Source organism: Chitinophaga cymbidii (assembly GCF_007992715.1).
Lineage (GTDB): Bacteria > Bacteroidota > Bacteroidia > Chitinophagales > Chitinophagaceae > Chitinophaga > Chitinophaga cymbidii.
Genome location: NZ_BKAU01000001.1, coordinates 2,351,842 through 2,377,172, shown reverse-complemented (window position 1 = coordinate 2,377,172; position 25,331 = coordinate 2,351,842). Strand labels below are relative to the sequence as shown.

At 53.2% G+C, this 25,331-nt stretch carries 23 protein-coding genes; 15 read left to right on the top strand and 8 right to left on the bottom strand.

Features of this window, described 5'->3' with window-relative positions; genetic code table 11:
- The first annotated feature begins 317 nt into the window (after positions 1–317).
- The 4 genes from tig (at position 318) to CCY01nite_RS09895 (ending at position 4,132) form a co-directional block, all read left to right on the top strand.
- Positions 318–1,691 (top strand): trigger factor, encoded by a 1,374-nt coding sequence (gene tig, locus CCY01nite_RS09910; protein WP_146860165.1) that lies wholly within the window; start codon positions 318–320, stop codon positions 1,689–1,691.
- On the top strand, positions 1,681–2,388 hold the full coding sequence (gene clpP, locus CCY01nite_RS09905) for an ATP-dependent Clp endopeptidase proteolytic subunit ClpP (RefSeq protein ID WP_146860163.1): 708 nt from the start codon (positions 1,681–1,683) through the stop codon (positions 2,386–2,388). The genes tig and clpP overlap by 11 nt, the downstream gene beginning before the upstream one ends.
- Positions 2,389–2,688: 300 nt before the next feature.
- Positions 2,689–3,927 (top strand): ATP-dependent Clp protease ATP-binding subunit ClpX, encoded by a 1,239-nt coding sequence (gene clpX, locus CCY01nite_RS09900; protein WP_146860161.1) that lies wholly within the window; start codon positions 2,689–2,691, stop codon positions 3,925–3,927.
- A 10-nt stretch (positions 3,928–3,937) separates the two neighbouring features.
- Positions 3,938–4,132, top strand: coding sequence for a hypothetical protein (locus CCY01nite_RS09895; protein ID WP_146860159.1), 195 nt, complete (start codon positions 3,938–3,940; stop codon positions 4,130–4,132).
- A gap of 208 nt (positions 4,133–4,340) precedes the next feature.
- Here CCY01nite_RS09895 and CCY01nite_RS09890 read toward each other — a convergent pair whose 3' ends face one another.
- Entirely contained in the window at positions 4,341–5,216 is an 876-nt protein-coding gene (locus tag CCY01nite_RS09890; RefSeq protein WP_146860158.1) for a c-type cytochrome, read from the bottom strand.
- A 91-nt stretch (positions 5,217–5,307) separates the two neighbouring features.
- On the opposite strand from CCY01nite_RS09890, the gene CCY01nite_RS09885 reads away from it, so the two are divergent.
- The gene (locus CCY01nite_RS09885; protein WP_186830987.1) at positions 5,308–5,820 is read left to right on the top strand and encodes a helix-turn-helix transcriptional regulator; all 513 of its coding nucleotides are present in this window, start codon (positions 5,308–5,310) and stop codon (positions 5,818–5,820) included.
- Positions 5,821–6,021: 201 nt separating this feature from the next.
- Here CCY01nite_RS09885 and CCY01nite_RS09880 read toward each other — a convergent pair whose 3' ends face one another.
- The 6 genes from CCY01nite_RS09880 to porX all read right to left on the bottom strand — a co-directional run bounded on the left by CCY01nite_RS09880 (position 6,022) and on the right by porX (position 12,671).
- Positions 6,022–7,650: an NADP-dependent glyceraldehyde-3-phosphate dehydrogenase gene (locus CCY01nite_RS09880; RefSeq protein WP_146860156.1), complete on the bottom strand. Its 1,629-nt coding sequence runs from the start codon at positions 7,648–7,650 to the stop codon at positions 6,022–6,024.
- A gap of 309 nt (positions 7,651–7,959) precedes the next feature.
- Positions 7,960–9,102 carry an acyl-CoA dehydrogenase family protein gene (locus tag CCY01nite_RS09875; RefSeq protein WP_146860155.1) on the bottom strand — a complete coding sequence of 381 codons (1,143 nt, stop codon included), beginning with the start codon at positions 9,100–9,102 and terminating at the stop codon, positions 7,960–7,962.
- A gap of 14 nt (positions 9,103–9,116) precedes the next feature.
- Complete coding sequence (locus CCY01nite_RS09870) at positions 9,117–9,935, bottom strand: ComEA family DNA-binding protein (RefSeq protein WP_146860154.1); 819 nt, start codon at positions 9,933–9,935, stop codon at positions 9,117–9,119.
- A gap of 63 nt (positions 9,936–9,998) precedes the next feature.
- Complete coding sequence (locus CCY01nite_RS09865) at positions 9,999–10,760, bottom strand: MBL fold metallo-hydrolase (RefSeq protein ID WP_146860152.1); 762 nt, start codon at positions 10,758–10,760, stop codon at positions 9,999–10,001.
- Between the two features lie 11 nt (positions 10,761–10,771).
- Positions 10,772–11,095: a hypothetical protein gene (locus CCY01nite_RS09860; RefSeq protein ID WP_146860150.1), complete on the bottom strand. Its 324-nt coding sequence runs from the start codon at positions 11,093–11,095 to the stop codon at positions 10,772–10,774.
- A 22-nt stretch (positions 11,096–11,117) separates the two neighbouring features.
- Positions 11,118–12,671 (bottom strand): T9SS response regulator signal transducer PorX, encoded by a 1,554-nt coding sequence (gene porX, locus CCY01nite_RS09855; RefSeq protein WP_146860148.1) that lies wholly within the window; start codon positions 12,669–12,671, stop codon positions 11,118–11,120.
- 328 nt (positions 12,672–12,999) lie between these two features.
- Between porX and CCY01nite_RS09850 the strand changes: the two genes are divergently transcribed.
- The 10 genes from CCY01nite_RS09850 to CCY01nite_RS09805 all read left to right on the top strand — a co-directional run bounded on the left by CCY01nite_RS09850 (position 13,000) and on the right by CCY01nite_RS09805 (position 23,420).
- A complete protein-coding gene (locus tag CCY01nite_RS09850) occupies positions 13,000–14,070 on the top strand; it encodes an HD domain-containing protein (RefSeq protein WP_246129900.1) in 1,071 nt (356 codons plus the stop codon).
- 91 nt (positions 14,071–14,161) lie between these two features.
- Positions 14,162–15,217 carry a UDP-3-O-(3-hydroxymyristoyl)glucosamine N-acyltransferase gene (gene lpxD, locus CCY01nite_RS09845; RefSeq protein WP_146860145.1) on the top strand — a complete coding sequence of 352 codons (1,056 nt, stop codon included), beginning with the start codon at positions 14,162–14,164 and terminating at the stop codon, positions 15,215–15,217.
- A 44-nt stretch (positions 15,218–15,261) separates the two neighbouring features.
- Positions 15,262–16,677, top strand: coding sequence for a bifunctional UDP-3-O-[3-hydroxymyristoyl] N-acetylglucosamine deacetylase/3-hydroxyacyl-ACP dehydratase (locus CCY01nite_RS09840; protein WP_146860143.1), 1,416 nt, complete (start codon positions 15,262–15,264; stop codon positions 16,675–16,677).
- 3 nt (positions 16,678–16,680) lie between these two features.
- Positions 16,681–17,481, top strand: a complete 801-nt coding sequence (lpxA, locus tag CCY01nite_RS09835; protein ID WP_146860141.1) for an acyl-ACP--UDP-N-acetylglucosamine O-acyltransferase — start codon at positions 16,681–16,683, stop codon at positions 17,479–17,481.
- On the top strand, positions 17,465–18,082 hold the full coding sequence (locus CCY01nite_RS09830; protein ID WP_146860139.1) for an ABC transporter ATP-binding protein: 618 nt from the start codon (positions 17,465–17,467) through the stop codon (positions 18,080–18,082). Before lpxA ends, CCY01nite_RS09830 begins: the two co-directional genes overlap by 17 nt.
- 12 nt (positions 18,083–18,094) lie before the next feature.
- Positions 18,095–19,399 (top strand): MFS transporter, encoded by a 1,305-nt coding sequence (locus CCY01nite_RS09825; protein ID WP_146860137.1) that lies wholly within the window; start codon positions 18,095–18,097, stop codon positions 19,397–19,399.
- A complete protein-coding gene (locus tag CCY01nite_RS09820; protein WP_146860136.1) occupies positions 19,380–20,219 on the top strand; it encodes an MBL fold metallo-hydrolase in 840 nt (279 codons plus the stop codon). Before CCY01nite_RS09825 ends, CCY01nite_RS09820 begins: the two co-directional genes overlap by 20 nt.
- 11 nt (positions 20,220–20,230) lie before the next feature.
- Positions 20,231–20,674: a hypothetical protein gene (locus CCY01nite_RS09815; protein WP_146860134.1), complete on the top strand. Its 444-nt coding sequence runs from the start codon at positions 20,231–20,233 to the stop codon at positions 20,672–20,674.
- A 53-nt stretch (positions 20,675–20,727) separates the two neighbouring features.
- Positions 20,728–22,269, top strand: a complete 1,542-nt coding sequence (locus CCY01nite_RS09810) for a helicase HerA-like domain-containing protein (protein WP_146860132.1) — start codon at positions 20,728–20,730, stop codon at positions 22,267–22,269.
- A 104-nt stretch (positions 22,270–22,373) separates the two neighbouring features.
- Positions 22,374–23,420 (top strand): Gfo/Idh/MocA family oxidoreductase, encoded by a 1,047-nt coding sequence (locus CCY01nite_RS09805; protein ID WP_146860130.1) that lies wholly within the window; start codon positions 22,374–22,376, stop codon positions 23,418–23,420.
- On the opposite strand, the gene CCY01nite_RS09800 is transcribed toward CCY01nite_RS09805, so the two are convergent.
- Complete coding sequence (locus CCY01nite_RS09800; RefSeq protein WP_146860128.1) at positions 23,417–25,315, bottom strand: RecQ family ATP-dependent DNA helicase; 1,899 nt, start codon at positions 25,313–25,315, stop codon at positions 23,417–23,419. The two genes, CCY01nite_RS09805 and CCY01nite_RS09800, sit on opposite strands and share 4 nt — an antisense overlap.
- Between the last annotated feature and the right edge of the window lie 16 nt (positions 25,316–25,331).

Here is a 25,331-nt window from a genome sequence, read left to right as displayed (position 1 = left end):
GGCGGGCAAGAATCACATAAAGGCACTATCTTCGCGCTTCGCTGCCTCGTCTGATTTTTTCCAACTGGCTATAAATCAGTATTTTAGATGAAATCGATGCGGCAGATTACAGGGTTCGGGTTCCTTCTCCCATATTCTTTTCAATCCGGTTTGACAGTAAATGACCAGCATCGGCTGACAATCGCTGCCGCCGGCCTGCTAAAAAGGCAGGGACTCCCGCCCCGCAGGCGCATGGCACAATCTTCGCGTGTAAGTGCTTCACTGACCTGGAATAGCTCGTTTATTCTGTGTTTTAAATATTATAACAAAAACAAAAAATGGCAACCGTAACCAGAGAGAACATTGGTTTATTAAATGATAAGATCACTGTGAAAGTGAGCCAGGAAGATTACCTTCCCAACTTCGAAAAAGCTGTCAAGCATTTTTCCAAAACCGCCAATATCCCGGGTTTCCGGAAAGGCCAGGTGCCCCCGGGCATGATCAAGAAAATGAGCGGACAAGCCCTCTTTGCCGACGAGGTGCTCAAAACCGTGGAAAAAGAACTGATGGGCTACCTGCAGCAGGAAAAGCTGGAGATCTTCGCCCAACCGCTTTCTCTGGACACAGAAGCTAAAAACTTTGATTACGCGCAGCCTGCTGCATACGACTTTAACTTTGAAGTAGGCTTGAAGCCTTCCTTTGATGTGGACGGCATGCTGAACAAAACAGCCGTTACCCGCTACGCCGTGAAAGTATCCGACGAAATGGTAGACCAGGAGATCGAACGCTTGCAGCTGAAAGGCGGCAAAATGTCCGAGCCCGAGTCTATTTCCTCCGAAGACAATGTGCTGACCGTAGAATTCAGGGAAAGCGATGCCAAAGGCAATGTTGCCGAAGACGCCGAAAAGAAGGAAAACTCGCTGCTGCTGAAATACTTCGCGCCCGCCATCCAGGAGAAACTGCAAGGCAAAAAAGCCGGCGACACCATCGTAGTGCAGCTCTCCAAGGCATTTGACAAGGAAAGACTGGAATTCATCGCCAAAGACCTCGGCCTGGACGCAGGTGACAAGGAAACCGGCAAGAAATATTACCAGCTGACCATCACCAAAGTAGGCCTGATCGAAAAAAGAGAACTGAACGAAGAGTTCTTTAAGGAAATATATCCCGGTCAGGATATCACCACCGTTGAAGCATTCAGGGACAAACTGAAAGAGGAGATCGGCAAATACTGGAAACAGGAAGCCACTAATCATCTCCACAACGATTTGTTTGAAACCCTCGTGCACGAAACACCCATCGAGCTTCCCAAAGATTTCCTCAAACGCTGGCTGCAAAAAGGCGGAGAAACGCCCAAAACAGCTGAGGAAGCCGAGAAAGATTACCCGAATTTCGACCACCAGCTCCGCTGGACACTCATCAGCGACAAACTGATCCGCGATAATTCACTGGAAGTTACCTTCGAAGAACTGAAGGAGAACGCCCGCGCCAAGATCACCGGATACTACGGGATCGGCGGCGAACAGGCAGAGTGGCTGGACAGCTACCTGGAACGTTTGCTGCAGGATGAAAAATATGTGGACCAGACCTACCGCGAAATGATCACCCAAAAACTGTTTGACTGGGTAGAAACGAAGGTGAAAGTGAAAGAAGAGGAAATAACTGCAGAAGAATTTGTAAAATTACCTCATAAACATCACCATCATGAACATTAATAACAACGAATTCAGGAAATATGCCATCCATCATCGCGGTATCAGCAGCCTGGTGGTAGACAGTTATGCACGGCACCAGATCAATTCACTGACGCCTTACATCATCGAGGAGCGCCAGCTGAACGTAACGCAAATGGACGTGTTCTCCCGCCTGATGGCTGATCGCATCATTTTCCTGGGCGATCCTGTCAACGACTACGTGGCGAACGTGATCACCGCCCAGCTGCTGTTCCTCGAATCAGCAGACCGGAACCGTGACATCCAGATGTATATCAACAGCCCTGGTGGCAGCGTATACGCAGGCCTGGGCATCTATGATACCATGCAGATCGTTTCCCCGGAGATCGCCACTATCTGTACCGGTATGGCCGCCTCCTTCGGCGCCGTACTGCTGGTAGCAGGCTCCAAAGGTAAACGCACCGCGCTGAAACATGCCCGCGTGATGATCCACCAGCCGCACGGCGGCGCGGAAGGCCAGACCTCCGACATCGAGATCACCGCCCGCGAATTCGTGAAGCTCAAAAAAGAGCTGAACGAGATCATCGCCTCCCACTGCGGCCAGCCCGTTAAAAAAGTGGAAAAAGACGGTGACCGCGACTTCTGGATGACCGCCGAAGAAGCCAAGGAATACGGCATCATCGACGATGTGCTCGATAAAAATCCGAAAAAGAAAGCAGCGGAAAATAATCCGCAATAATACTCAAAGGGCTGGCCGCAGGGCCGGCCCTCTTTGTTTGGCGGATATGATGCCCGAGAGGCGGCTCCCGGTTGCAAGGCTTCCCGGAAATGCGCAACGCAGCGCCGGCCCGGATTCCGCCTCCCATGTGCAAGCCGGCCGCGCCGCTGTAATTGGCTGCATTTGCAACTGGCTATTGCTGTTGCAACCCCGGAGCTTTTTTCCCCGGCCGGTAACGCAAAAGCCCTTCCCTCGGCAAAAAAATGTAAATTTGTATTTCCCGGCAGGGTAACGGGAAGCAAAACATATAAAAAAGATTAAATGAAAGAGTCCAAAATACGTTGCTCGTTCTGCAACCGCGGAAAAGACGAAGTGCGCATATTGATTGCAGGTGCAGACGGACATATCTGTGAAAACTGCGTGGCTAACGCGCAGGAGATCATCGAGCAGGAACTGATGCCGCAGGATATAAAAAAAACCACTCCTTCTCATTTCGTTCCCAAAGTGGCCAAGCCCGTGGAAATCAAAAAGTTCCTGGACGATTATGTGATCGGGCAGGACGACGCCAAGAAAATTCTCGCCGTTGCCGTATACAATCACTATAAAAGACTGAACCAGCAGGTGGCCGAAGATGATGTGGAGATTGAAAAAAGCAATCTCATCATGGTAGGCGAAACCGGCACGGGCAAAACCCTCCTGGCCAAGTCCATCGCCAAGCTGCTGAACGTCCCCTTCACCATCGTAGACGCCACCGTGTTCACGGAAGCCGGCTATGTGGGCGAAGATGTGGAAAGCATCCTCACCCGCCTGCTGCAGGTTTGCAATTACGACGTGGAAGCCGCGGAAAGAGGGATCGTATATATCGATGAAATAGACAAGATCGCCCGGAAAAGCGATAACCCTTCCATCACCCGCGATGTAAGCGGCGAAGGCGTGCAGCAGGGATTGCTGAAGCTGCTGGAAGGAACAGAAGTGCTGGTACCGCCGCAAGGAGGCCGCAAGCACCCCGAGCAGAAGCTCATCAAAGTGAACACCCAGAACATCCTCTTCATCTGCGGAGGCGCGTTCGACGGTGTGGACCGCATCATCAGCCGCCGCATCCAGACGCACTCCATCGGTTTCACCGTGAACAAGGACAAGGAAGAAGATGCACGCAAGCACATTCTCCGCTACGTGAACTCACAGGACCTGAAGTCATTCGGCCTCATCCCCGAACTGCTCGGCCGCCTGCCCGTAGTTACTTACCTGAATACGCTGGACAAGGAAGCGCTCACCGCCATCCTCACCGCGCCGCGCAACGCGCTCATCAAACAGTATAAAAAACTCTTTTCGGTAGAAGGCATTGCGCTGGAAGTGGAAGACGACGCCGTGGAATATATTGTGGACAAAGCCCTGGAATACAAGCTGGGCGCACGCGGCCTTCGCTCCATCTGCGAAGTGGTGCTGGCGGACGCGATGTTCCACCTTCCCTCCACCGACGAAAAAACATTCGTGCTCACCCGCGCTTATGCCGAAGAAAGACTGGAAAACAGCACACTCGTAAAACTGAAAGTAGCTTAAAACCGATCATATGCAGGAACTGATAGATCAATTGAAAGAAAAGGCAGGCATCAACGATGAACAGGCCGTAAAAGCCATCGAAGCCGTAAAGGATTTTGTAAAAAGCAAACTCCCGCCGATGATCGCGGGGAATGTGGACGCATGGTTCACGGGCATGGCCTCCCAGCCGAAGAAAACAGACGCGGCGGAAGACTTCCTGGATTAAGCGGGGCGTACCATCATCCGGTAAACGTCGTGCAGGAAACAATAAGCCAGATCTCCGAGATTTCTCACAAACGCAACGATCAGTAATAACATATTCACAACTTTTTGAAGCAGAGACGCCATGATATGCGTCTCTGCGTTTTTTAATATGGATGCGTTTATATAACGCGACTAAAAGCTCCCTACCCCTACGTGGCGGAAAAAAATCTTCAGATAGACTTAAGATAGAGGAACAGCGCATGCAGCTCCTCGTCCGTGTAATTATTCGTCATCTTCCACGGCATATCCTCATTCTTCAGTTGTTTGCCTTCCGGCGTATTGCCCGTGCGCAAAGCGGTGACGAACTGCTGCAAGGTCCATTTCCCCACATTGCCCGTGGCGGAGATGTCCGCTACCGGCGTACCGCCCGGAATGGGACTGTCGCCACCTTTGTAATCCGGTTTGTGGCAGCCGGAGCAGGAAGCAGCAAGGTATTGCCCATAACGTGCCGTAACCGCCCTTTCTACCTTTGCGGTCTGCTTCATATGGTGATCGATCTTTTCCGCGGGGATCAGCGGTAGCTGTCCCAATCCCGCCAGCACAGTGCCGAGCGGCCCGAGGTGGAATACAGGCAGCTCATTATCTACCGCCGGCTGCGATTTACAAAAAGCGATCAGGCTCGCCATATCATGATCGTCGAACTGGCAGAATTCGTAAGAAGGCATCACGAGCAGCGAACGGCCGTCTTTCCGCAGGCCATGCCGCATCGCGCGAAGCCAGTCGCGGTCACTGTAGTCCTTTGCAATGCCGCCCTTGCCTTTGGTCAGGTTCGCCGCCGCCAGTAATCCGATCATCGGATCATCCAGGAAAACTTTTCCGCCGAGATTTGCGCCGTGGCAGTCACTACACCCCTTGATCGCGTAGATATGCGCACCATATGCTATGGTGGCGGAATCCGACGGAATATCGATCATACGTACTTCTACGTCGTAAATTTTATCGCGTTTGCCATTCACGCGCATACGCATTACAAAATAAAAGATAGCGAGGGCCGCCAGCAATACGCCGATCACGCCACTTGTCCATTTCAGTATTTTCCGCAACATGTTATGTATTATTTTTGCGCAAAGTTATTCCTCCGTATACCGGCAAGGCGTACGGGAAATGGATAAACATATACGAAAAACGGATAAAGACATGACCCCAAAAACGACAACTCAGGCGTTGCATGCGCGCCATGCTGACCATGTGCAGTACTTTCCCCATCAGGACCAGGATATGTGGGACCCGCTGCAGGCCCTCCTCCACTTCAACATTCAGCCCGCTGCTCCAAAAATTCCGGCAGCCGATCTGGAACGCCTTCACCAGGTAAAAGCCTTCCTCCGCGAACATTATCTGCAGGCGGACCTCAGCCTGGCCATGCTTTGCAGGAAATTCGGGCTGAACGAATTCAAACTGAAAAAAGGTTTCAAGCAACTATTCCATTGCACCGTCTTCAGTTATGTGCAGGAACTGAAAATGCGAACCGCGCGGCAACTGCTGGTAGCGGGAAAAATGAATGTCAACGAGATCGCTGACCATCTGAACTACAGCTCTCCGAATCATTTCTCTACGGCTTTCAGAAACATGTACGGTTACCCGCCGAGGGCGTTGCGGGCATTCACGTTTAATTTCTTTGCGCCGGCCCCAAAGCAAAGCCGCCCCGAATGAGGCGGCTTAAATTTGGAGTAGAAATTTTCTCGATCTTTCTGTTTTGTTTTAGGTTGATAAATTGGTAAGGAAAGTATTTAACCCAAATTTAACTTTCTGTTTACATATTTCCATCACACAAATGATGTAAATCATGATAATTATCAAAATAAAACCACACTGGCCTGCTAAGTTTTAGCAGGCCAGCACGTTTATAATTTACTAAAAAATATACTTTGTTGAAAGAAAATTTGAAGATTGTGCCGTTACAATGTCATTAATGAGCGCTTTGTTCTCGTTCGTTTGTTTTGTAGCCACCATGGAGCGGATGGAAAACGCGCGTAAAGCGTCGGAAACGGACAGCGTAGCTTCCGCGGAATCTTTTCTTCCGGTGAACGGAAAAATATCTGGTCCCCGCTGACACTGGCAATTGATATTTACACGGCTCACCTGGTTCACCAGCGGATCGATCAGCGTGGCGAGTTCTGTGGCATCGTTGGTGAAGATGCTCACCTGCTGGCCGTGGTCTGATTCGATCAGGTATTCGATCGGCGTTTCAATATTATCGAAAGGCAATACGGGGATCACCGGGCCGAACTGCTCTTCGCGGTACAGCTTCATTTTTTCATTGACAGGATATACGATGGCGGGATAAACGAAGGATGCGGTGGAGGCGCCGCCGTGTTCGTTGATCACCTTTGCGCCGTTGGCAACCGCATCCGCTACGCAGCTTTGCAGGTAACCCGGCTTGTGCGGCTCGGGCAGCGGCGTGAGGAATACGCCCTGCTCCCAGGGCATGCCGGCTTTAAGCTCGGATACCGCGGCGGAGAGCTTCTCCAGGAAAGCATCCGCCACACTGCGGTGCACATAGATGATCTTGATGGCGGTACAACGTTGACCATTAAACGATAATGAGCCGAGCACGCATTCTTTCACCGCGAGATCGATGTCCGCTTTTTCCGTGATGATGGCGGCGTTCTTCGCGTCAAGACCGAGAATAGCGCGGAGGCGGTTGATCTTGGGATGCATTTTCTTCAGCTGGTTGGCCACCTTGCTGGAACCGATGAGTGTCAGCACATTGATCTTGCCGGATTCCATCAGCGGCGCAATGATCACGTTGCCGCGGCCGTAGATGGTGTTCACCACGCCTTTCGGGAAGCAGTCGCGGAAAGCCTCCAGCAGGGGGTAATGCAGCAGGGTGCCGTGTTTCGGCGGTTTGAACAGCAAAGTGTTGCCCATGATGAGCGCCGGGATCAACGTAGTGAACGTTTCATTCAGCGGATAGTTGAACGGCCCCATGCACAGCACCACGCCAAGCGGGGAACGGCGTATCTGCCCGATGATGCCCTGCTCGATCGTAAAGCCGGAAGATTTGCGGTCGAGGTCTTTCAGCGCGTCGATGGTGGCGTTGATGTATTCCACCGTGCGGTCGAACTCCTTCACGGAGTCGGCGTACGACTTGCCGATCTCCCACATGATGAGCTGCACCACCTCCTGTTTTTTGGCGATCATTCTGCCGGTGAATTTCTCCACGCAGGCGATGCGCTCGGAAACAGGCATGGTGGGCCATTCTCCGCGGCCGTCCTGGTAGGCATTTACCGCCGCGTCCAGCGAGGCCATCGCTTCTTCCGCGCCACAGAGGGGGTAAGAGCCGATCACCTTTCGCTCAAGACCTTTGGTGGTTTTAATACAGATGGGGGAGAGCACGGTATGTACGTCGCCGTTCCATGTCTTCATAACGCCATCAGATAAATATTCACGCTGATGGACTTCCGATGGCAGCCGGAATGCTGCGGGGATGTCTGTCTCCGCCGGGAAAAGGGAGCCGAGTTTTTCTTCAAAAGTGGTCATGGTAGGAAAGTCTAATGCCCGCAAGGTAAAAAAACATCGACATAAAAAGAAATAAATAAAAACATAAGCCTAATAGAATCAATCTATTAGAAATTTGCAATCGATTGACTAAAAGATGGAAGTTACTAACGGTTTCGGGAGGTTTTTATGTGGAATTTTAACCGTTTTTGCAGAGCTGCGAAGGAAGATTGACGGCTCAGGCATCAGCGGCTACAGAAAGCACGGACGGCAAACTGAAGCGTTGACAAAGCCCATTTCTGCGGCCCGGCCATTTGCTTCCCCTTAATGAGCAGCATGTAAAGCTTCCGTTTATCCTTTCAGCGCTTCTCTTGCGATCACGATCTTCTGAATTTCGGAAGTGCCTTCCCCGATCGTGCACAGCTTCGCATCACGATAGAACTTCTCCACGGGGAAATCTTTCGTATAGCCGTAACCGCCAAAGATCTGCAAGGCGTCGTTCGCTACGGCCACCGCTACTTCGGAAGCATAGTATTTGGCCATGGCAGCCTGTTTGGTCATGGGTTGATGGCGGTTCTTGAGGTCTGCCGCCTGCATGGTGAGCAGCTCCGCCGCGGTGATCTGCGTAGCCATGTCCGCCAGCTTGAAGGAAATGCCCTGGAAGTTCGCGATCGGCTGATCGAACTGGTGACGTTCCTGCGAATATTTCAATGCGGCATCGTAGGCGCCTTTGGCGATGCCGAGGGAAAGCGCGGCGATGGATATACGGCCGCCGTCCAGCACCTTCATGGATTGTATGAAGCCGTCACCTTCCCTGCCGAGCAGATTTTGTTCCGGGATGCGGCAGTTGTCGAAGATCATCTCTGCTGTTTCCGATGCGCGCATGCCGAGCTTGTTTTCCTTCTTGCCGCCGCTGAAACCGGGCGTACCTTTCTCTACGATGAATGCGCTCATCCCGTGGCTGTCCCGCACCTCACCGGTACGCGCGATCACCACGGCCACGTCGCAGCTTTTGCCGTGGGTGATCCAGCACTTCGTACCGTTGATCACCCATTCGTTGCCTTCCTTCCGCGCGGTGCATTTCATGTTCATGGCATCGGAACCGGTGTTGGGCTCCGTGAGGCCCCATGCGCCGATCCACTCCGCGGTGGCGAGTTTCGGGAGATATGACTGCTTTTGTTCTTCGCTGCCGAATTGGAGAATGTGACCCGTGCAAAGCGAGTTATGCGCTGCCACGCTTAGTCCTATCGCGCCGCAGTACCGCGCGATCTCGCTGATCACGGTTACATATTCGAGGTATCCGAGACCGGAGCCGCCGTACTGCTCCGGCACCAGCACGCCCATCAGTCCGAGCGCGCCCATTTCTTTAAACAATGCCGCAGGGAATACCTGCTCTTCATCCCAGGCCAATACATGAGGCTGGATGTTCGTTTTACCAAAATCCCTGATCACCTGCGCGATCTGTTGCTGCATTTCCGTTGGCTGAAAATTCATAACTGAAATTGTTTTTAATTGACCACTAAGTATTTTTCAAGTTTACGATAAATAACCTCATCCACCAATGCAATGGCCTTCAGTCCTTCTACGCTCCTGAAAGGCCCGTGGTTATTGCGGTACCGTATGACCGCACGGGCCAGTTTCGTATCTATATATGGATGATCGGCTAAAGATTTTTCATCTGTCTTATTGAGATCGATCTTTCTTAGAGAAACATCACCGAGTTGCAACAACGGTTGAATTTTTACGAATACGGAATCGGCCAGGCCGTATGTTTCCGCTACCTGCCGGATATCATGGAAGCCGCCGAGGCGCTCCCTGAACAGCACGATCCGCCGGGAAAGCACGGGGCCGATGCCGGGGAGGCGTTCCCACAATAATGTATCGGCGGTATTGATGTCCAGCGCGGTGAGCGGGGGGGTTCTTTTATATTTTTCGAAGCGTGGGAAGCGGTCATATTTTTCAAAACGCGGTGCGGCGTTTCTCCTTTCATATCGTTCAAAGCGAGGCGGCCTCTCATATTTTTCAAAACCAGAAGCGCCATCGCTTCTTTCATATCGCTCAAAGCGCGAAGCACTGTCTGCTGCATACGTTCTTTTCCGGTAACTGTAATCCCGTTTCACCGCCACCGTATCCAGCTTCAACATAACAGCCAACTGCTCCGAAGCCAGCCGGAACCCGGCGGTATCAACGGTTTCCACATCCTTCCGTAAAACATCCCAAACATCCGGCAAAAAGAAAAGCATCAGCACCAGGCCCAGCAAGGCGGCGATGCCGGTACGCTCACGGCGGGAAAAGCTGCAATAATCAGTCAGGAATTTATTCGGCACAAACAATGGATTTGATCTGCACCGAATGTCGGATTTTTATTTTAAAAATCAACAGAGGGATGCTCACAACTCCACCGTCAACCCGTCATACGCCAGCGCCGTGCCTTCCGGCAGCGTAGGCTCCACTTCCGCATGCAACCCCAGCTGGTGGCTGATATGCGTGAAGTACACCTGCGGTATCTCCAGTTCTTTTCCAAGCGCGATCGCTTCATCGAGCGTAAAGTGCGAGATATGCTGCTCACGGCGCAGCGCGTTCAGCACCAGCACCTTTGAGCCTTTGATCTTTTCCTTTTCTTCCGGCGCAATGTAATTCGCATCCGTGATATAGGTGAAATCGCCGAAACGAAAACCGAGCACGGGCATTTTGTGATGCATCACATTGATAGGCGTGATGGTGAGGCCGTTGATCGTAAAAGGATCGTCTGTAATGGTTTTGAGGTTGATCTCGGGGATGCCGGGATATTTGAAGTCCGCAAAAGCGTAGGCGAACTCGCGGATGATCACGGCCTGCGAAAATTCAGAGGCCCAGATGTCGATCGGGCGTTGCTGGAAATAATTAAACGCGCGGATATCGTCCATTCCCGCGATATGGTCTTTATGCGAATGGGTGATGAGCACGGCTTCGAGGTGTTTCACTTTTGCGCGCAGCATCTGGTAGCGGAAGTCCGGCGTGGTATCGATCACAATGTTACCGGCGCCGGAATGGATGAGTATGCTGCTGCGCAGCCGTTTGTCCCGCGCATCATCCGACGCGCAGACCTTGCAGGGGCAGGCGATCACCGGCACGCCCTGTGAAGTACCCGTTCCCAGGAATGTTACTTTCAAGATGCTTGCAATTATTCTGGTGTTTCTGTAGATGTATTCTCTCCCGCCGCGTCCGCCGCATCTTCCGCCGCGCGGTTATCGAGCACCTGGCGGTACAGCTTCTGCGATTCCGGCGTCAGAAAGCCTTCTTCCAGCGAAATGGACGGTAAAATATCGATGAGCGTGTTGATCCTTCCCTCGATATTGAGGAACTTGTTGATCACCACCACCTTCTTGTGTTCCAGTATACAGTACCCGGAGTTGAAAGTGCCTTTCTCGTACCGCAGGATGTACTTGGCCTCTTCAAAGATCTTCTCCAGTTTCGCCAGGTTGTTGGGGGTACTTTTCAGGTTCATGACTGTTTCTTTTTTTGATCCGTTACTTGCTTACCATTCTCGCCACCGGTACGATGACCTCTTCCAGCGAGATCCCTCCATGCTGGAAAGTATTGCGGTAATAGTTCACGAAATAATTATAGTTATTGGGATAGCAAAGATATCCGTCTTCGCGGGCAAAGATATAAGAAGAATTGACATTTGGCTTCGGCAGGCCGGCATCGCGCGGGTCGCGGAAGGCCAGTACCTCCTTGGGATCGTAGTTCAGGTTGCGGCCGTGCTTGTAGCGCAGGTTGGTGGTGGTCTGCTTGTCGCCGATCACTTTCACCGGCGTTTTCACGCGCACGCTGCCGTGATCCGTAGCGATGATCAGGTTGATCTTTTTGTCCGCCACCTTCTTCAGTGCCTGGTGCAGCGGTGAATGCTCGAACCAGCTGGCGGTAATGGAACGGTAGGAGGTTTCATCGCCGGCCAGCTCTTTCAGCACTTCCATTTCCGTGCGGGCGTGGGAGAGCATGTCCACAAAGTTATAGACGATCACGTTAAGCGGATAGTCCAGCAGGTTGTGCATGTTGTTCACCAGGTGCTGCCCGTCCGTATGATTCACCACTTTCGTATAAGAAAAGCGCGGGTCCATCCGCAGCCTTGCCAGCTGGGCGGCCATGAATTTTTCTTCGTAGAGGTTCTTGCCGCCTTCTTCATCATCGTTCCGCCACTCCTGCGGGAACTTCGCTTCTATCTCCACCGGCAGCATGCCCGCAAAGATCGCATTACGCGAATATTGGGTGGAAGTGGGCAGGATGCTGTAAAAGGCATCTTCCTCCACGAGGCGGAAAGATTCTGAAAAGATCGGCTGGATGGCCTTCCACTGGTCGTAACGGAGGTTGTCTATCAGGATGAAGAAATTCGGTACGGAGGGGTCCAGGTTGGGCACGACTTTCTCCGTGAAGAGGGTATGGCTCATCACGGGCGCGTCTTTCGCTTTGGGCTGCATCCAGTCCGCATAATGCCGGCTGATATATTTCGCGAACTCCGTATTGGCTTCAGCTTTCTGGGATTGCAGCACTTCCTGCATTTCAGGGCTGTCGCTCTTGCTCATCTCCATTTCCCAGTACACGAGCTTTTTATAGATGTCCGCCCACTCGGCGTGGTTCGGGTTATCGTTGAGCGCCATGAACAGGGTGCGGAACTGCTGCTGGTAGGCCGTGGTGGTCTTTTCCGCCACCAGCCGTTTATTGTCGATGATCTTTTTCAGGGACAGCAATACCTGGTTCGGGTTCACGGGCTTGATGAGGTAGTCGGAGATCTGCGAGCCGATGGCTTCGTCCATCACGTTCTCCGCTTCGTTCTTCGTGATCATCACCACGGGCACCTGCTGGTTCGTTTCCTTGATCCTGGCAAGGGTTTCCAGGCCGGTGATACCGGGCATGGACTCGTCCAGCAGCACCACGTCCACAATATTGTCTTTCAGAAATTCAAGGGCATCATAGCCATTGGTGAGGGCGGAAACGTTATAGCCTTTACTTTCGAGGAAAATGATCTGCGATTTCAAAGATTCTATTTCATCATCCACCCAGAGTATGTTGATTTGGTTCATGTTTTTAAAATTACACCTATCCGTCAAAAATCATTCCCCCGGGATGATTTAATTTGTTAAAACCTGTAATTCCGGGTCCGGCGCTAAAATATTTGTTAAAATATCAACTGTCACGCAATACCTTGCTATCGGAAAAAGTTAGCTTTGTACCGGTAGTTTTTAAAAATTCCGAATGAATGACCGAAAACGAAAGATAGTTAATGATCCGGTGTATGGATTCATTACCATTGATCATCCATTGATTTTCAGCCTCATATCCCACCCTTGTTACCAGCGTTTACGCAGGATCCACCAGATGGCGCTTGCGCACCTGGTCTATCCCGGCGCTATGCACACACGTTTTCACCACAGTATGGGAGCTTACCATCTGATGAGTTGTGCGTTGAGCGAGCTGAAGAGTAAGGGAGTGGCGATCACGGAGGATGAGGAAGTGGCGGCGAAAATGGCTATATTATTGCATGATATCGGCCACGGGCCTTACTCCCATGCGCTGGAACATGCATTGGTGGAAGACGTTTCCCACGAGGAGATCTCGCAGCTGCTCATGCAGTCCCTCAACCGGGAAATGAACGGTGCGCTGAACGGTACGCTGGAAATATTCAACGACCGCTATCACAAGCCTTTCCTGCACCAGCTGGTGTCCAGCCAGCTGGATGTGGACCGGATGGATTACCTGAGCCGGGACAGCTTTTACACCGGCGTTTCCGAAGGGGTGATCAGCTATGACCGTATCATCAAGATGCTGACGGTGCACAACGGAGAGCTGATGGTGGAGGAAAAAGGCATCTATTCGATAGAAAAGTTCATCGTGGCCCGGCGGCTGATGTACTGGCAGGTTTATCTGCATAAAACGGTACTGAGCGCCGAGAACATGCTGGTAAAGGTGCTGCACAGGGCAAAAGCGCTCGCCATCAGCGGCGTGGAGCTGTTCGCCTCCCCCGCCCTGCGGTATTTTTTATATAACCGCATCGGGAGAAAGGAGTTTGAAAACGATGAGGAATGCCTGTTGCAGTTCTGCCTGCTGGATGATTATGATATCATGGGCGCCATCAAGGTGTGGACGGGGCATACCGACAAGGTGCTGAGCCTCCTTTGCCAGTGGCTGGTGAACCGCCAACTTTTCAAGGTCACCTTTATGGAGGAGGCCGAAGCGGAAGGGAAAGTGACGGAATTAAAGGATAAAGTAAAAAAAAGATGGGGACTGACGGATGAGGAGGCCGGTTACTTCGTATTTACCGATACGGCCAGTCTCAGGGCTTATGACGACCATGACGAGAAGATCAATATTTTATTCAGGGATGGCGCTGTGAGGGACATTTCTTCGATCGATAATGCTCTTGTATCGCATACATTGGCAAGACCGATAAAAAAATTCTACATTTGTCATCCAAAAATCTAGGCTAACAACGATTTATATAGACTTAATATGTTAGGGAATACATTTATATCTTGTAAACGCGGCCTGGAAGGTAACATTTCAATTTATAACTATGCAATTTAGCGCATTACAGCTGGCTACCATACTGAACGGGAAGCTGGAAGGGGACCCGGACGTGAAGGTGCACAATATCGCGAAGATAGAAGAGGCGGGTGACGGTATGCTGAGCTTTATCGCCAATCCGAAGTACGAGGAGTTCCTCCATTCCACGCAGGCGTCGATCCTGATCGTGAATGACTCCCTCGTGATCGAAGGCAGCATAAAGCCGACCCTGATCCGGGTGAAGGATGCCTACAGCGCCTTCGCGCTGCTGCTGGAAAAATACCAGCAAATGGTAGGAGCGGGCGCTAAGACCGGCATCCAGCAGCCATCGCATGTTCCCCCTACCGTAAAAATGGGCCAGGGCGTGTTCATCGGGGCTTTCGCCTACCTGGGCGAAAATGTGGTGCTGGGTGACAATGTTAAGATATATCCCGGCGTATACCTGGGGGACAATGTGAAGATCGGCAACGATACCGTGCTGTACCCCGGCGTAAAGCTGTATGATAACAGCGTGGTGGGCAACAGGGTGATCCTGCATGCCGGCTGCGTGATCGGCGGGGACGGCTTCGGCTTTGCGCCCCAGGCGGACGGCACCTATAAAAAAGTGCCGCAGGTAGGGAACGTAGTGATCCACGACGATGTGGAGATCGGCGCCAATACCACGATAGACAGGGCCACCATGGGCTCTACGGTGATCCATGCGGGCGTGAAGCTGGACAACCTGATCCAGATCGCCCATAACGTGGAGATCGGCAACAGTACTGTGATTGCGGCGCAGACCGGCGTTTCCGGCAGCACCAAGATCGGGAAGAACTGCGTGATCGGCGGGCAGGTAGGCATCGTGGGGCACATCCAGATCGCGGACGGCACGAAGATCAATGCCCAGAGCGGGCTCTCAAAATCTATCACCACGCCCAACACGTCTTTGACGGGTTCTCCGGCCTATGATTATAAAAGTTCACTGAAAAGTCAGGCAATTTTTAGAAATTTGCCCGACCTTGAAAAAAGGGTGAAAGAGCTGGAGGATATGGTGAAACAGCTTTTATCCGAGCGCGAAGGTGTATGACCACGTTGAACCTGACTTTTTAACGCATTGAATACGAAGCTATAATGATTGAAAATCAACAGCCGAACCAACAGACCCTTAAAGCCCCTGCGACGATATCGGGTGTTGGTTTGCACACTGGAGCACATGTGAACATGACCCTGAAACCGGCAATGCCCGGTTTCGGCATTAAATTCCAACGTATCGACCTGCCCGATCAGCCGATCGTAAAAGCAGACGTTGACTATGTAGTGGACACCGCCCGCGGCACCACGCTGGAACATAATGGCGCCCGTGTCAGCACGGTTGAGCACATCCTCGCCGCCCTCGTGGGCATGGGCGTGGATAATGTGCTGATAGAACTGAATGGCCCGGAAATTCCCATTATGGACGGCAGCTCCCAACCCTTCATCGACATACTCGAAGAAGCCGGCATCCAGGAGCAGGACGCCAAAAAGATCTACTACTCCATCGACACCAATATCAATTACTACGATGAGGTGAAGAAAGTGGAGATGGTAGCCCTCCCCTCTGTAGATTACCGCATCACCGCACTGATAGATTTCAATTCCCAGGTGCTCGGCACCCAGCACGCCAACCTGAAAAGCCTCAGCGAATTCAGGAAGGAGATCGCGCCCTGCCGCACCTTCGTATTCCTGCACGAGCTGGAATACCTGCTGGCCAACAACCTGATCAAAGGCGGCGATATCAATAACGCCATTGTGGTGGTAGACAGGCCGGTGACGGAAGAAGAGCTGAACCGGCTCGCCAAGGCTTTCGACCGCGAGAAAATGTCCGTGCAGCAACGCGAAGGCATCCTGAACAACGCCGAACTGCATTTCCCCAATGAACCGGCCCGCCACAAGCTGCTGGACATTGTAGGCGACCTCGCCCTGATAGGCTTCCCCATCAAGGCGCACATCATCGCCAACCGCCCCGGACACGCCTCCAACGTGGAGTTCGCGCGGAAGATCAAACAGTACATCAAGAAGAACAAACATAACAAGGACGTTCCCATCTACGACGCCAATCAGCCACCCATCTACGATATCAACCACATCGTACGCACCATGCCGCACCGCTACCCGATGCTGCTGGTGGACAAGATCATTGAACTGAGCGACACCAGGGTGGTAGGCGTAAAGAACGTCACCTTCAACGAGCAGATATTCCAGGGGCACTTCCCCGGCAACCCCGTGATGCCGGGCGTACTGATCTGCGAGGCGCTGGCCCAGGTAGGCGGCATCCTCGCCCTGAATCCCATGCCGGACCCCGAAAACTATGATACCTATTTCCTGAAGATCGATAACTGCAAATTCAAGCAGAAAGTAATGCCCGGTGATACCATGATTTTGAAGATGGAGCTGCTTAGCCCCATCCGCAGGGGCCTGGTGGAAATGAGAGGTACCGCATTCGTAGGCAACAAGGTCTGCGCAGAAGCAGACATGGTTGCTCAAATTGTTAAACGCGAAGGAAAATAAAGCATGATTCACCCGCTCACATACATCCACCCGGACGCCAAAGTCGCGCCCAACGTAAAAATTGATCCGTTCACCGTTATCCATAAAAATGTTGAGATCGGCGAAGGCACCTGGATCGGCTCCAACGTCACCATCATGGAAGGAGCCCGCATCGGCAAGAACTGCCGCATCTTTCCCGGCGCCGTGATCGCTGCCATCCCGCAGGACCTCAAGTTCGAAGGGGAAGACACCTCCGTGGAGATCGGCGACAATACCACCATCCGTGAGTATGTGACCATCAACCGCGGCACCAAGGACCGCTGGAAAACCTCCATCGGCAACAACTGCCTCATCATGGCTTACAGCCACATCGCGCACGACTGCATCGTAGGCAATAACTGCGTTTTTTCCAATAACACCACCCTCGCGGGGCACATCAATGTAGGTGACCACGTTGTGCTGGCCGGCATGGTAGCCGTGCAGCAGTTCTGCAAGATCGGCAATCACGCCTTCGTAACCGGCGGCTCGCTGGTGCGTAAAGACGTGCCGCCCTACGTAAAGGCCGCCCGTGAACCGCTCTCCTACGTGGGCGTCAACTCCATCGGCCTCAAACGCCGCGGGTTCTCACTGGAAAAGATCAACCACATTCTCGACATCTACCGCATACTCTTCGTAAAAGGCAACAATATTTCCAAAGCCATCCGCATCATTGAAGCCGAGTTCCCCGCAACGGACGAAAGGGACGAGATACTCTCCTTCATCCGCGATTCGGGCCGCGGCATCATGAGAGGATACAGCACCCGGGCGAATGACGATCTCGCTTAACCAGGTAGGCAAGCGGTTCAATTACGACTGGATCTTCCGTCGTTTTTCCTATACATTCTCCGGTACAGGCCACTACGCCATCCTCGGTCCCAACGGCTCCGGCAAGTCCACCTTGCTGCAGATCATCAGCGGGCACCATCACCACAGCGAAGGCGACGTGCAATACCTTTTCAACGAACAAACGCTCCCGCAGGACCAATTCTTCCGCCACAGCGCCATCGTAGCCCCCTACCTGGAGCTGGTGGAAGAACTGACCCTGCAGGAGTGCTTCGAATTTCATCTTCATTTTAAATCTTTCCTGCCGGGATACAAGCCCCTGGAAATTGCGGAGCTGGTGGGGCTGGAAAAAGCATGGCGCAAGGAAGTGCGCAACTTCTCCTCCGGCATGAAACAACGCGCCCGCCTTGCGCTGGCCATTTTTTCAGATGTGCAGATATTGCTGCTGGACGAGCCCTGCACCAACCTGGACGCCGCCGGCATAGCGCTTTACCAGCAGCTGGTGCGCGATCACTGCGGCAACCGCATGGTGATCGTCAGCTCCAACGACGAGCAGGAATACGGCTTTTGTAAAGAGAGGATACATATAACTGATTACAAATAAATTCTACTCCCTATGAGCTTGCCGAACAAAAAGGTCATCAATGGATGGGCCATGTACGACTGGGCCAACTCCGTGTACAACCTCGTGATCACCACCACGTTCTTTCCCTTGTACTACATCGGCGTGACCCATGCCCGGTACCCTGACGACAACGTGCCGTTCCTCGGCATGACGCTCAAGAACTCCGTGCTGTTCGACTACGCGCTGTCCTTCGCCTACCTGCTGATCGTGCTGAGCCTCCCCATCCTCTCGTCCATCGCGGATACGCGCGGCAACAAAAAGAATTTCCTGCGGTTCTTCTGCTACATCGGCGGCATCGCCTGTTCAGCGTTGTTCTTTTTCGATGAGAACAGCATCCCGCTCGGCATCGCCTGCTTCATGATCGCCGCCATCGGCTACAGCGGCGGGCTCGTGTTCTACAACTCCTACCTTCCGGAAATAGCGCCCGTGGAGCTGCGGGACCGGGTGAGCGCCCGCGGGTATTCCCTCGGTTACATCGGCAGCGTGATCCTGCAGCTGGTGGGCTTTGCGCTGGTATTGTCCGCCGACGCCCTCGGTATTTCCACAGGAAAGGCTTTGCAGATCACCTTTTTACTGGTGGGTATCTGGTGGATAGGCTTCGCGCAGATCACCTTCGCCCGCCTGCCGCCTTCGCAACCCGCGGTGGAAAAGCATTTTGCGGGAGTATTCACCGAAGGTTTCATAGAGCTGAAAAAAGTATTTGCGCAGGTGCGCACCATGCCCGTGCTGAAACGCTACCTGCGGGGATTCTTCTTTTACAGCATGGGGGTGCAGACCGTGATGATGGTAGCCACCATCTTCGGCACCAAAGAGCTGAAGCTCGGCGATACGGAGCTGATCGGCACCGTAGTAGCGATACAGGTAGTGGCGATACTCGGCGCCTGGGGCATGGCGCGGCTCGCTGAACGCTTCGGCAACTTCCATGTGCTCATTGCCACCGTGATCCTCTGGATCGGCGTATGTTTCGGTGCGTACAACACGCATACCGTTACAGAATTTTACATACTCGCCGTGCTGGTGGGCCTCGTAATGGGCGGTATTCAATCCGTCAGCCGCTCCACCTACGCGAAGCTCATCCCCGAAACCCGCGACACTACGTCCTTCTTCAGCTATTATGATGTCACCGAAAAGCTGGCCATCGTACTCGGCCTCTTCTCTTTCGGGTGGATAGACCAGGAGTTCGGCATGCGCAATTCCGTGCTCGTGCTCATCCTCTTTTTCTCTGTCGGTTTGATCTGGCTGTTTTCTGCTTTGTATAAACAACGTAGATTAGCGTATGCAACTACACACAATTAATACCGGGTTATTCAAGCTGGATGGCGGCGCCATGTTCGGCGTGGTGCCCAAAACCCTCTGGCAAAAGCTCAATCCCCCGGACGAGAACAATATGTGCACCTGGGCCATGCGCTGCCTGCTGGTGGAAGACGGCAACCGCCTCATCCTCATCGATAACGGCATCGGCAATAAACAGGACGATAAATTCTTCGGCCATTATTATTTGCATGGCGATGATACGCTGGACAAATCGCTGCAGGCCGCCGGCTACCATCGTAACGACATCACCGATGTGTTCCTCACCCACCTTCATTTCGATCATTGCGGCGGCAGCATAGAAAGACAAGACGGCAAACTGGCGCCCGCGTTCAAAAACGCTACCTACTGGAGCAACGAAGCGCACTGGAAATGGGCCGTAAGCCCCAACGACCGCGAGAAAGCCTCCTTCCTCAAAGAAAATATCCTGCCCATCGAGCAAAGCGGGCAGCTGAAATTCATAGCGCAGCACGACGGCATCTCCTTTTCAGACCATATGCGCGTACGCTTCGCCTACGGGCATACGGACGCGATGATGCTGCCGGAGATCCGCTACAACGGGCAGACCATCATCTACATGGCCGACCTGCTGCCCTCCGCGGCGCACATCCCGCTGCCCTACGTAATGGCATACGACATGTTCCCGCTCACCACGCTGGAAGAGAAAAAACGCTTTCTCATGGAAGCCAACGAGCGGCAATATGTGCTGTATTTCGAGCACGATCCTTCTATTGAATGTGGTATCTTGCACTCCACGGAAAAAGGTATCCGGCTCAAAGAATCATTCCCGTTAAGCTCATTGTAAATTCTGACCTTATGTATACGTTCATGACCCGCATCCTGCCAATGGCAGCGATCTTCGCACTGGCCGCCTGCCAGGGCAACACCAGCACACAAACAACGGCTGACAGCGATTCCCTGATGGTTGACAGCCTGAAGGCCGAAGTAATGGACCTCCACGACGAAGGCATGGCCCACACCATGGCCATCCGCCGCCTCACCACCCGCTCAAAGGAAGTGGCGGACAGCCTGGACAGCAAAAAAGCTGACGCCTCCTCCTACAAAGCTGCCGCATCGCTGCTGGACAGCGCCAATAATGCGATGAACGACTGGATGCACAGCTTCGACTTCAAAATGGAAGGCAAAACGATGGCCGAAAAGAAGACTTATCTCGAAGAAGAAAAAAAGAAGATGACCGAAGTGAAGGCGTTGATGGAGCGGAGTGTGAATGAAGCCAAAGCGTTGCTGAAGGAAGAATAGCCGCTCTGAAAAAATCATCCTTTTCCCTATCTTGAAAATGAAAATCGATCATCATGGCTAACCAGGAAGCTTTTTTGGAATATATCAGGAACGGCTATACGTTCAAGGGCGAGCACTTCAAGCTGGGCTGCGCCATGCTCAACGGTGAAGTAGTGACCGGCGCCGATGTGCTGCTGCCTTTGAAGACCCTCAACCGCCACGGCCTCATCGCGGGGGCCACGGGCACGGGAAAGACCAAGACCCTGCAGATCATCGCCGAGGGGCTCAGCGACGCCAGCGTGCCCGTTATGCTGATGGACATCAAGGGCGACCTTAGCGGGATCGCCGCCGCGGGGGCTTCCAACGCCAAAATTGAAGAGCGGTACGCGAAGATCGGCGGGACCTACAGTCCCACGCCCTACCCCGTAGAACTGCTGACCCTCAGCCAGGAAAAAGGCGTACGCCTCCGCGCGACCGTCAGCGAGTTCGGCCCCGTGCTGCTGTCGAAAATACTGGGACTGAACGACACGCAGGCCGGCCTTGTAGCTATGATCTTCAAGTATTGCGACGATAACAAGCTGCCCCTGCTGGACCTGAAGGATTTCAAGAAAGTGCTGCAGTTCGTCAGCGATGAAGGCAAGAAAGAACTGGAAAAGGATTACGGCAAAATATCCACTACCTCCACCGGCACCATCCTGCGGAAAGTGATAGAGCTGGAACAGCAGGGCGCCGCCCTGTTCTTCGGCGAGAAATCCTTTGAAGTGGACGACCTCATGCACATCGGCGACGACGGCCGCGGCAAGATATCCATCGTGCGCGTAACGGACATACAGGACCGGCCCAAACTGTTCTCCACCTTCATGCTCAGCCTGCTGGCGGAACTCTATGCCACCATGCCGGAAGAAGGGGATCTGGACAAGCCCAAGCTCGTAATGTTCATAGACGAGGCGCACCTCATCTTCCAGGAAGCCAGCGAAGCGCTGCTGCAGCAGATCGAAACCATCATCAAGCTCATCCGCTCAAAAGGCGTGGGCATCTTCTTTTGCACGCAAAACCCGATGGACGTGCCGCCATCCGTACTCGGACAGCTCGGCCTGAAAGTGCAGCACGCCCTGCGCGCATTCACGGCCAACGACCGCAAGGCCATCAAGCAGACCGCGGAAAACTACCCGCTCTCCGACTACTACAAAACAGACGAACTGCTCACCCAGATCGGGATCGGAGAAGCGCTGGTGACCTGCCTCAACGAAAAAGGCACACCCACGCCGCTTGCCGCTACCATGCTCACTTCTCCCCGTTCCCGCATGGACGTGCTCACAGAGCAGGAGATCGACCAGCTGGTAAGCAACTCCCGGCTGATCAGAAAATATAACCAGGAGATCGACAACGAAAGCGCTTACGAAATACTCACCGCCAAGCTGGAAGAAGCAGCGGAAAAAGCAGAGAAGGAAGAAGCGGCCGCTCCCGCCAGGAAAGGACGCCAGAAAGAAGAAAAAGGCATGCTGGACAAATTCCTGGGCAGCTCCGCCGGCAGGCAGGCGGCCCGAACATTGGCCAGCGCCGGTGTACGCGCGCTTTTAGGTGTGCTGGGGCTGGGTGGTAGAAGCAGAAGATAAACGCTGTAATACATGCGCTGGCCAAACAATGGACGGCGCAAGCGCACACCAGCCGGCCGCGCTGCCGCAATGCGGGTTTAATGTAAAACGAAAAACAACGAATAATGTCATCACCGATCAAAACAGGGCTTTGCTCCTACGGCCACAGCGGCTACGCATTTCACGCCCCCTTCATTCACGTGCACCCGGAATTTGAACTGACCGCCGTGGTAGAACGCAGCAAGCATCTCACACAGCAACGCTACCCGTACGTAAAGAGCTACAGCGATGTAAATGCTTTGTGGCAGGATGCCTCCCTCGAACTGATCGTGGTGAATACACCGAACTACACACACTACGAATATGCCAAAGCCGCACTGCTGGCCGGCAAGAACGTGATCGTGGAGAAGCCTTTCACCGTTACCGTAGCGCAGGGCGAAGAACTGGTGCAGCTCGCCGCTTCAAAGAAACTATTATTAAGCGTGTACCAGAACCGCCGCTACGACAGCGATTACAAGATCGTTCGGAAAGTGGTGGAAGATGGCCTGCTCGGCGATGTGCTGGAAGTGGAATTTCATTACGACCGCTTCAAGGAAGAGCTGAGCTATAAAAAGCACAAGGAAGTAGCGGAAAAAGGCACCGGCGCGTTATACGACCTCGGCTCCCACCTCATCGACCAGGCGCTGACCATCTTTGGCATGCCCAAATCTGTTTTCGGCGATATCCGCATCATCCGGAAAGACTCCCTGGTGGATGATTATTTTGAATTGCTGCTGTATTACGATCAGCTGCGCGCACGCCTTAAATCCAGCTACCTGGTGCGCGAAGCGCTGCCTGCTTATGTACTCCACGGCCGCAAGGGCTCGTTCATCAAATCGAAATCAGACATCCAGGAAGCATTGCTGATGAAAGGCGTGCTGCCGGATACGCCGGACTGGGGCGCGGAAGCACCGGATGAATGGGGATTGCTCCATACGGAGAAAGACGGCAAAACCGTGAAAGAATACCTGCCGGGCGGCAATGGCAATTACCTCGATTATTACCAGGGCATATACGAAGCGCTGCGGAAAGGAAAACCAAACCCGGTTACCGCGGAAGAAGGATTGAACGTGGTGAGGGTGATAGAAGCGGCTTTTCAAAGCAGTGAGGAAGGAAGGATCGTAACGCTTTAAACAGCCCGCAGCAATCCATCTTTATCCCGCAACACGCAACCTTCTGCCACGAGGAACTGCAGGGTTTCCAGAATCCTGCCTTCCTCTGCATTCACGCGCTGCATCAGGGTTTCCAGCGAGCATGTTTCCTGCAGGGCGCCGAGGATTGCTTTTGTTAATTCCCCGAACTCCTTCAGCTGCAGATCACCTTTCTGTTTCTTCACACACACGTCGCAAACACCGCAAGGCGCCGTATCGCGCTCACCAAAATAAGCCACCAGCTGCTGTGTGCGGCAGGTATCACTGTTACGTACATACGCTTCTATAGCGGCGACGCGTTCTTCCATCGCTTTCTGCCGTTGCTGCAGCAAAGCCATGTCTATCCGCAGATAGGAAGCAGACACCCGCTCCTGCAGAAAGGATAGCTGCGGCTGGTCTTTCCGGGGCTGGTAGCTGATAACGGCCTGCCGGTGCAGCAGTTTCAGATCGTGTATCACGTCCTGCTCACCGATGCGCATCAGCCTGGCCAGCTGCTTTTCAAAAATGGGTACGGAATTGTCGAAGATCCCTTCATACGTGCGGAGCAGCGTTTTGATCAGCGGCTCCATGTCCGGGTTGACCTGCTCATAATCATACAGCCCGTCGCGGTCCCGCACAAACTCCGCCCGCGAGGGCATGAACACGCTTTCGCTCAGCTGCAGGAAGCCCTCCTGCTCCAAAATGCGCAGCACGCTGAAAGCAAGGGTGATATTGATGGAGAAACGTTTTACAAAATCGTTGATGTCAAAATCATAATACACGCCTTCTATACTGCCGATGGGCACCTGCAGATAGTTCACCACGGCCTGGTATACTTCGCGTATCTCTTCCAGGGACGGGAATTGCAGCGGGATGCGCTCTTTCATTTCCCGGAGGTCGCGTTCATGAAAGAGCAATACGGCATACGCCTTTTCCTCGTCCCGTCCCGCGCGGCCCGCTTCCTGGTAATACGCCTCGATGCTGTCGGGCACGTCCGCATGCAGCACCAGCCGCACATCCGGTTTGTCGATGCCCATGCCGAAAGCGTTGGTGCAGACCATCACGCGGACTTCGTTTTTGATCCAGGCTTCCTGCCGTGCGGTGCGCTCCGCCGCGGGGAGGCCGGCATGGTAATAGCCCGCGGAGATGCCCTGCGATACCAGCAGCTCCGCAATATCTTTTGTCTGCCGCCTGTTGCGGCAGTATATCACCGCGCTGCCCGGCAGCCGGTCCAGTATCTGCCTGATCTTCGCCAGCTTGCCGTCCAGCTCCATCACGCTGTAAGAAAGATTGGGGCGGGCAAAGCTTTTCACGAACACCGCCGGCTCTTTCAACTGCAGGCGTGTGCAGATATCTTCCCTGACTTTCGAAGTAGCCGTTGCCGTTAGTGCGAGGACAGGCGCATCGGGAAAATGCTCGCGGATGGAGGCGATCTGCAGATAAGCCGGCCGAAAATCGTAGCCCCACTGCGAAATACAATGCGCCTCGTCCACCGCTATCAGTTTTACCGGCAGCACCTCGCAATACCAAAGGAACCGCTTGCTCTGCAATCTTTCCGGCGATACGTAGAGAAATTTAATTTCCCCTTCGCGCGCCAGCGCCAGCACTTTGTCCACATCCCTCGTTTGCATGCCCGCGTAAATCGCAAAAGCCGGAATGCCGCGCCTGTTCAGGTTCTCCACCTGGTCTTTCATCAGCGCGATCAGCGGCGTGACCACCAGGCAAAGCCCGTCGTTCATCATGGCGGGCACCTGGAAGCAGATGGACTTGCCGCCGCCGGTGGGCAGCAACGCCAGCGTATCGCGGCCCTCCGCCACGGAACGCACGATATCCTCCTGCAGGGGCCTGAACTGGTCGTAGCCCCAGAATTGTTTTAATATGGAAAGTGCTGAAGACAAGATGTAAATTTAAGGA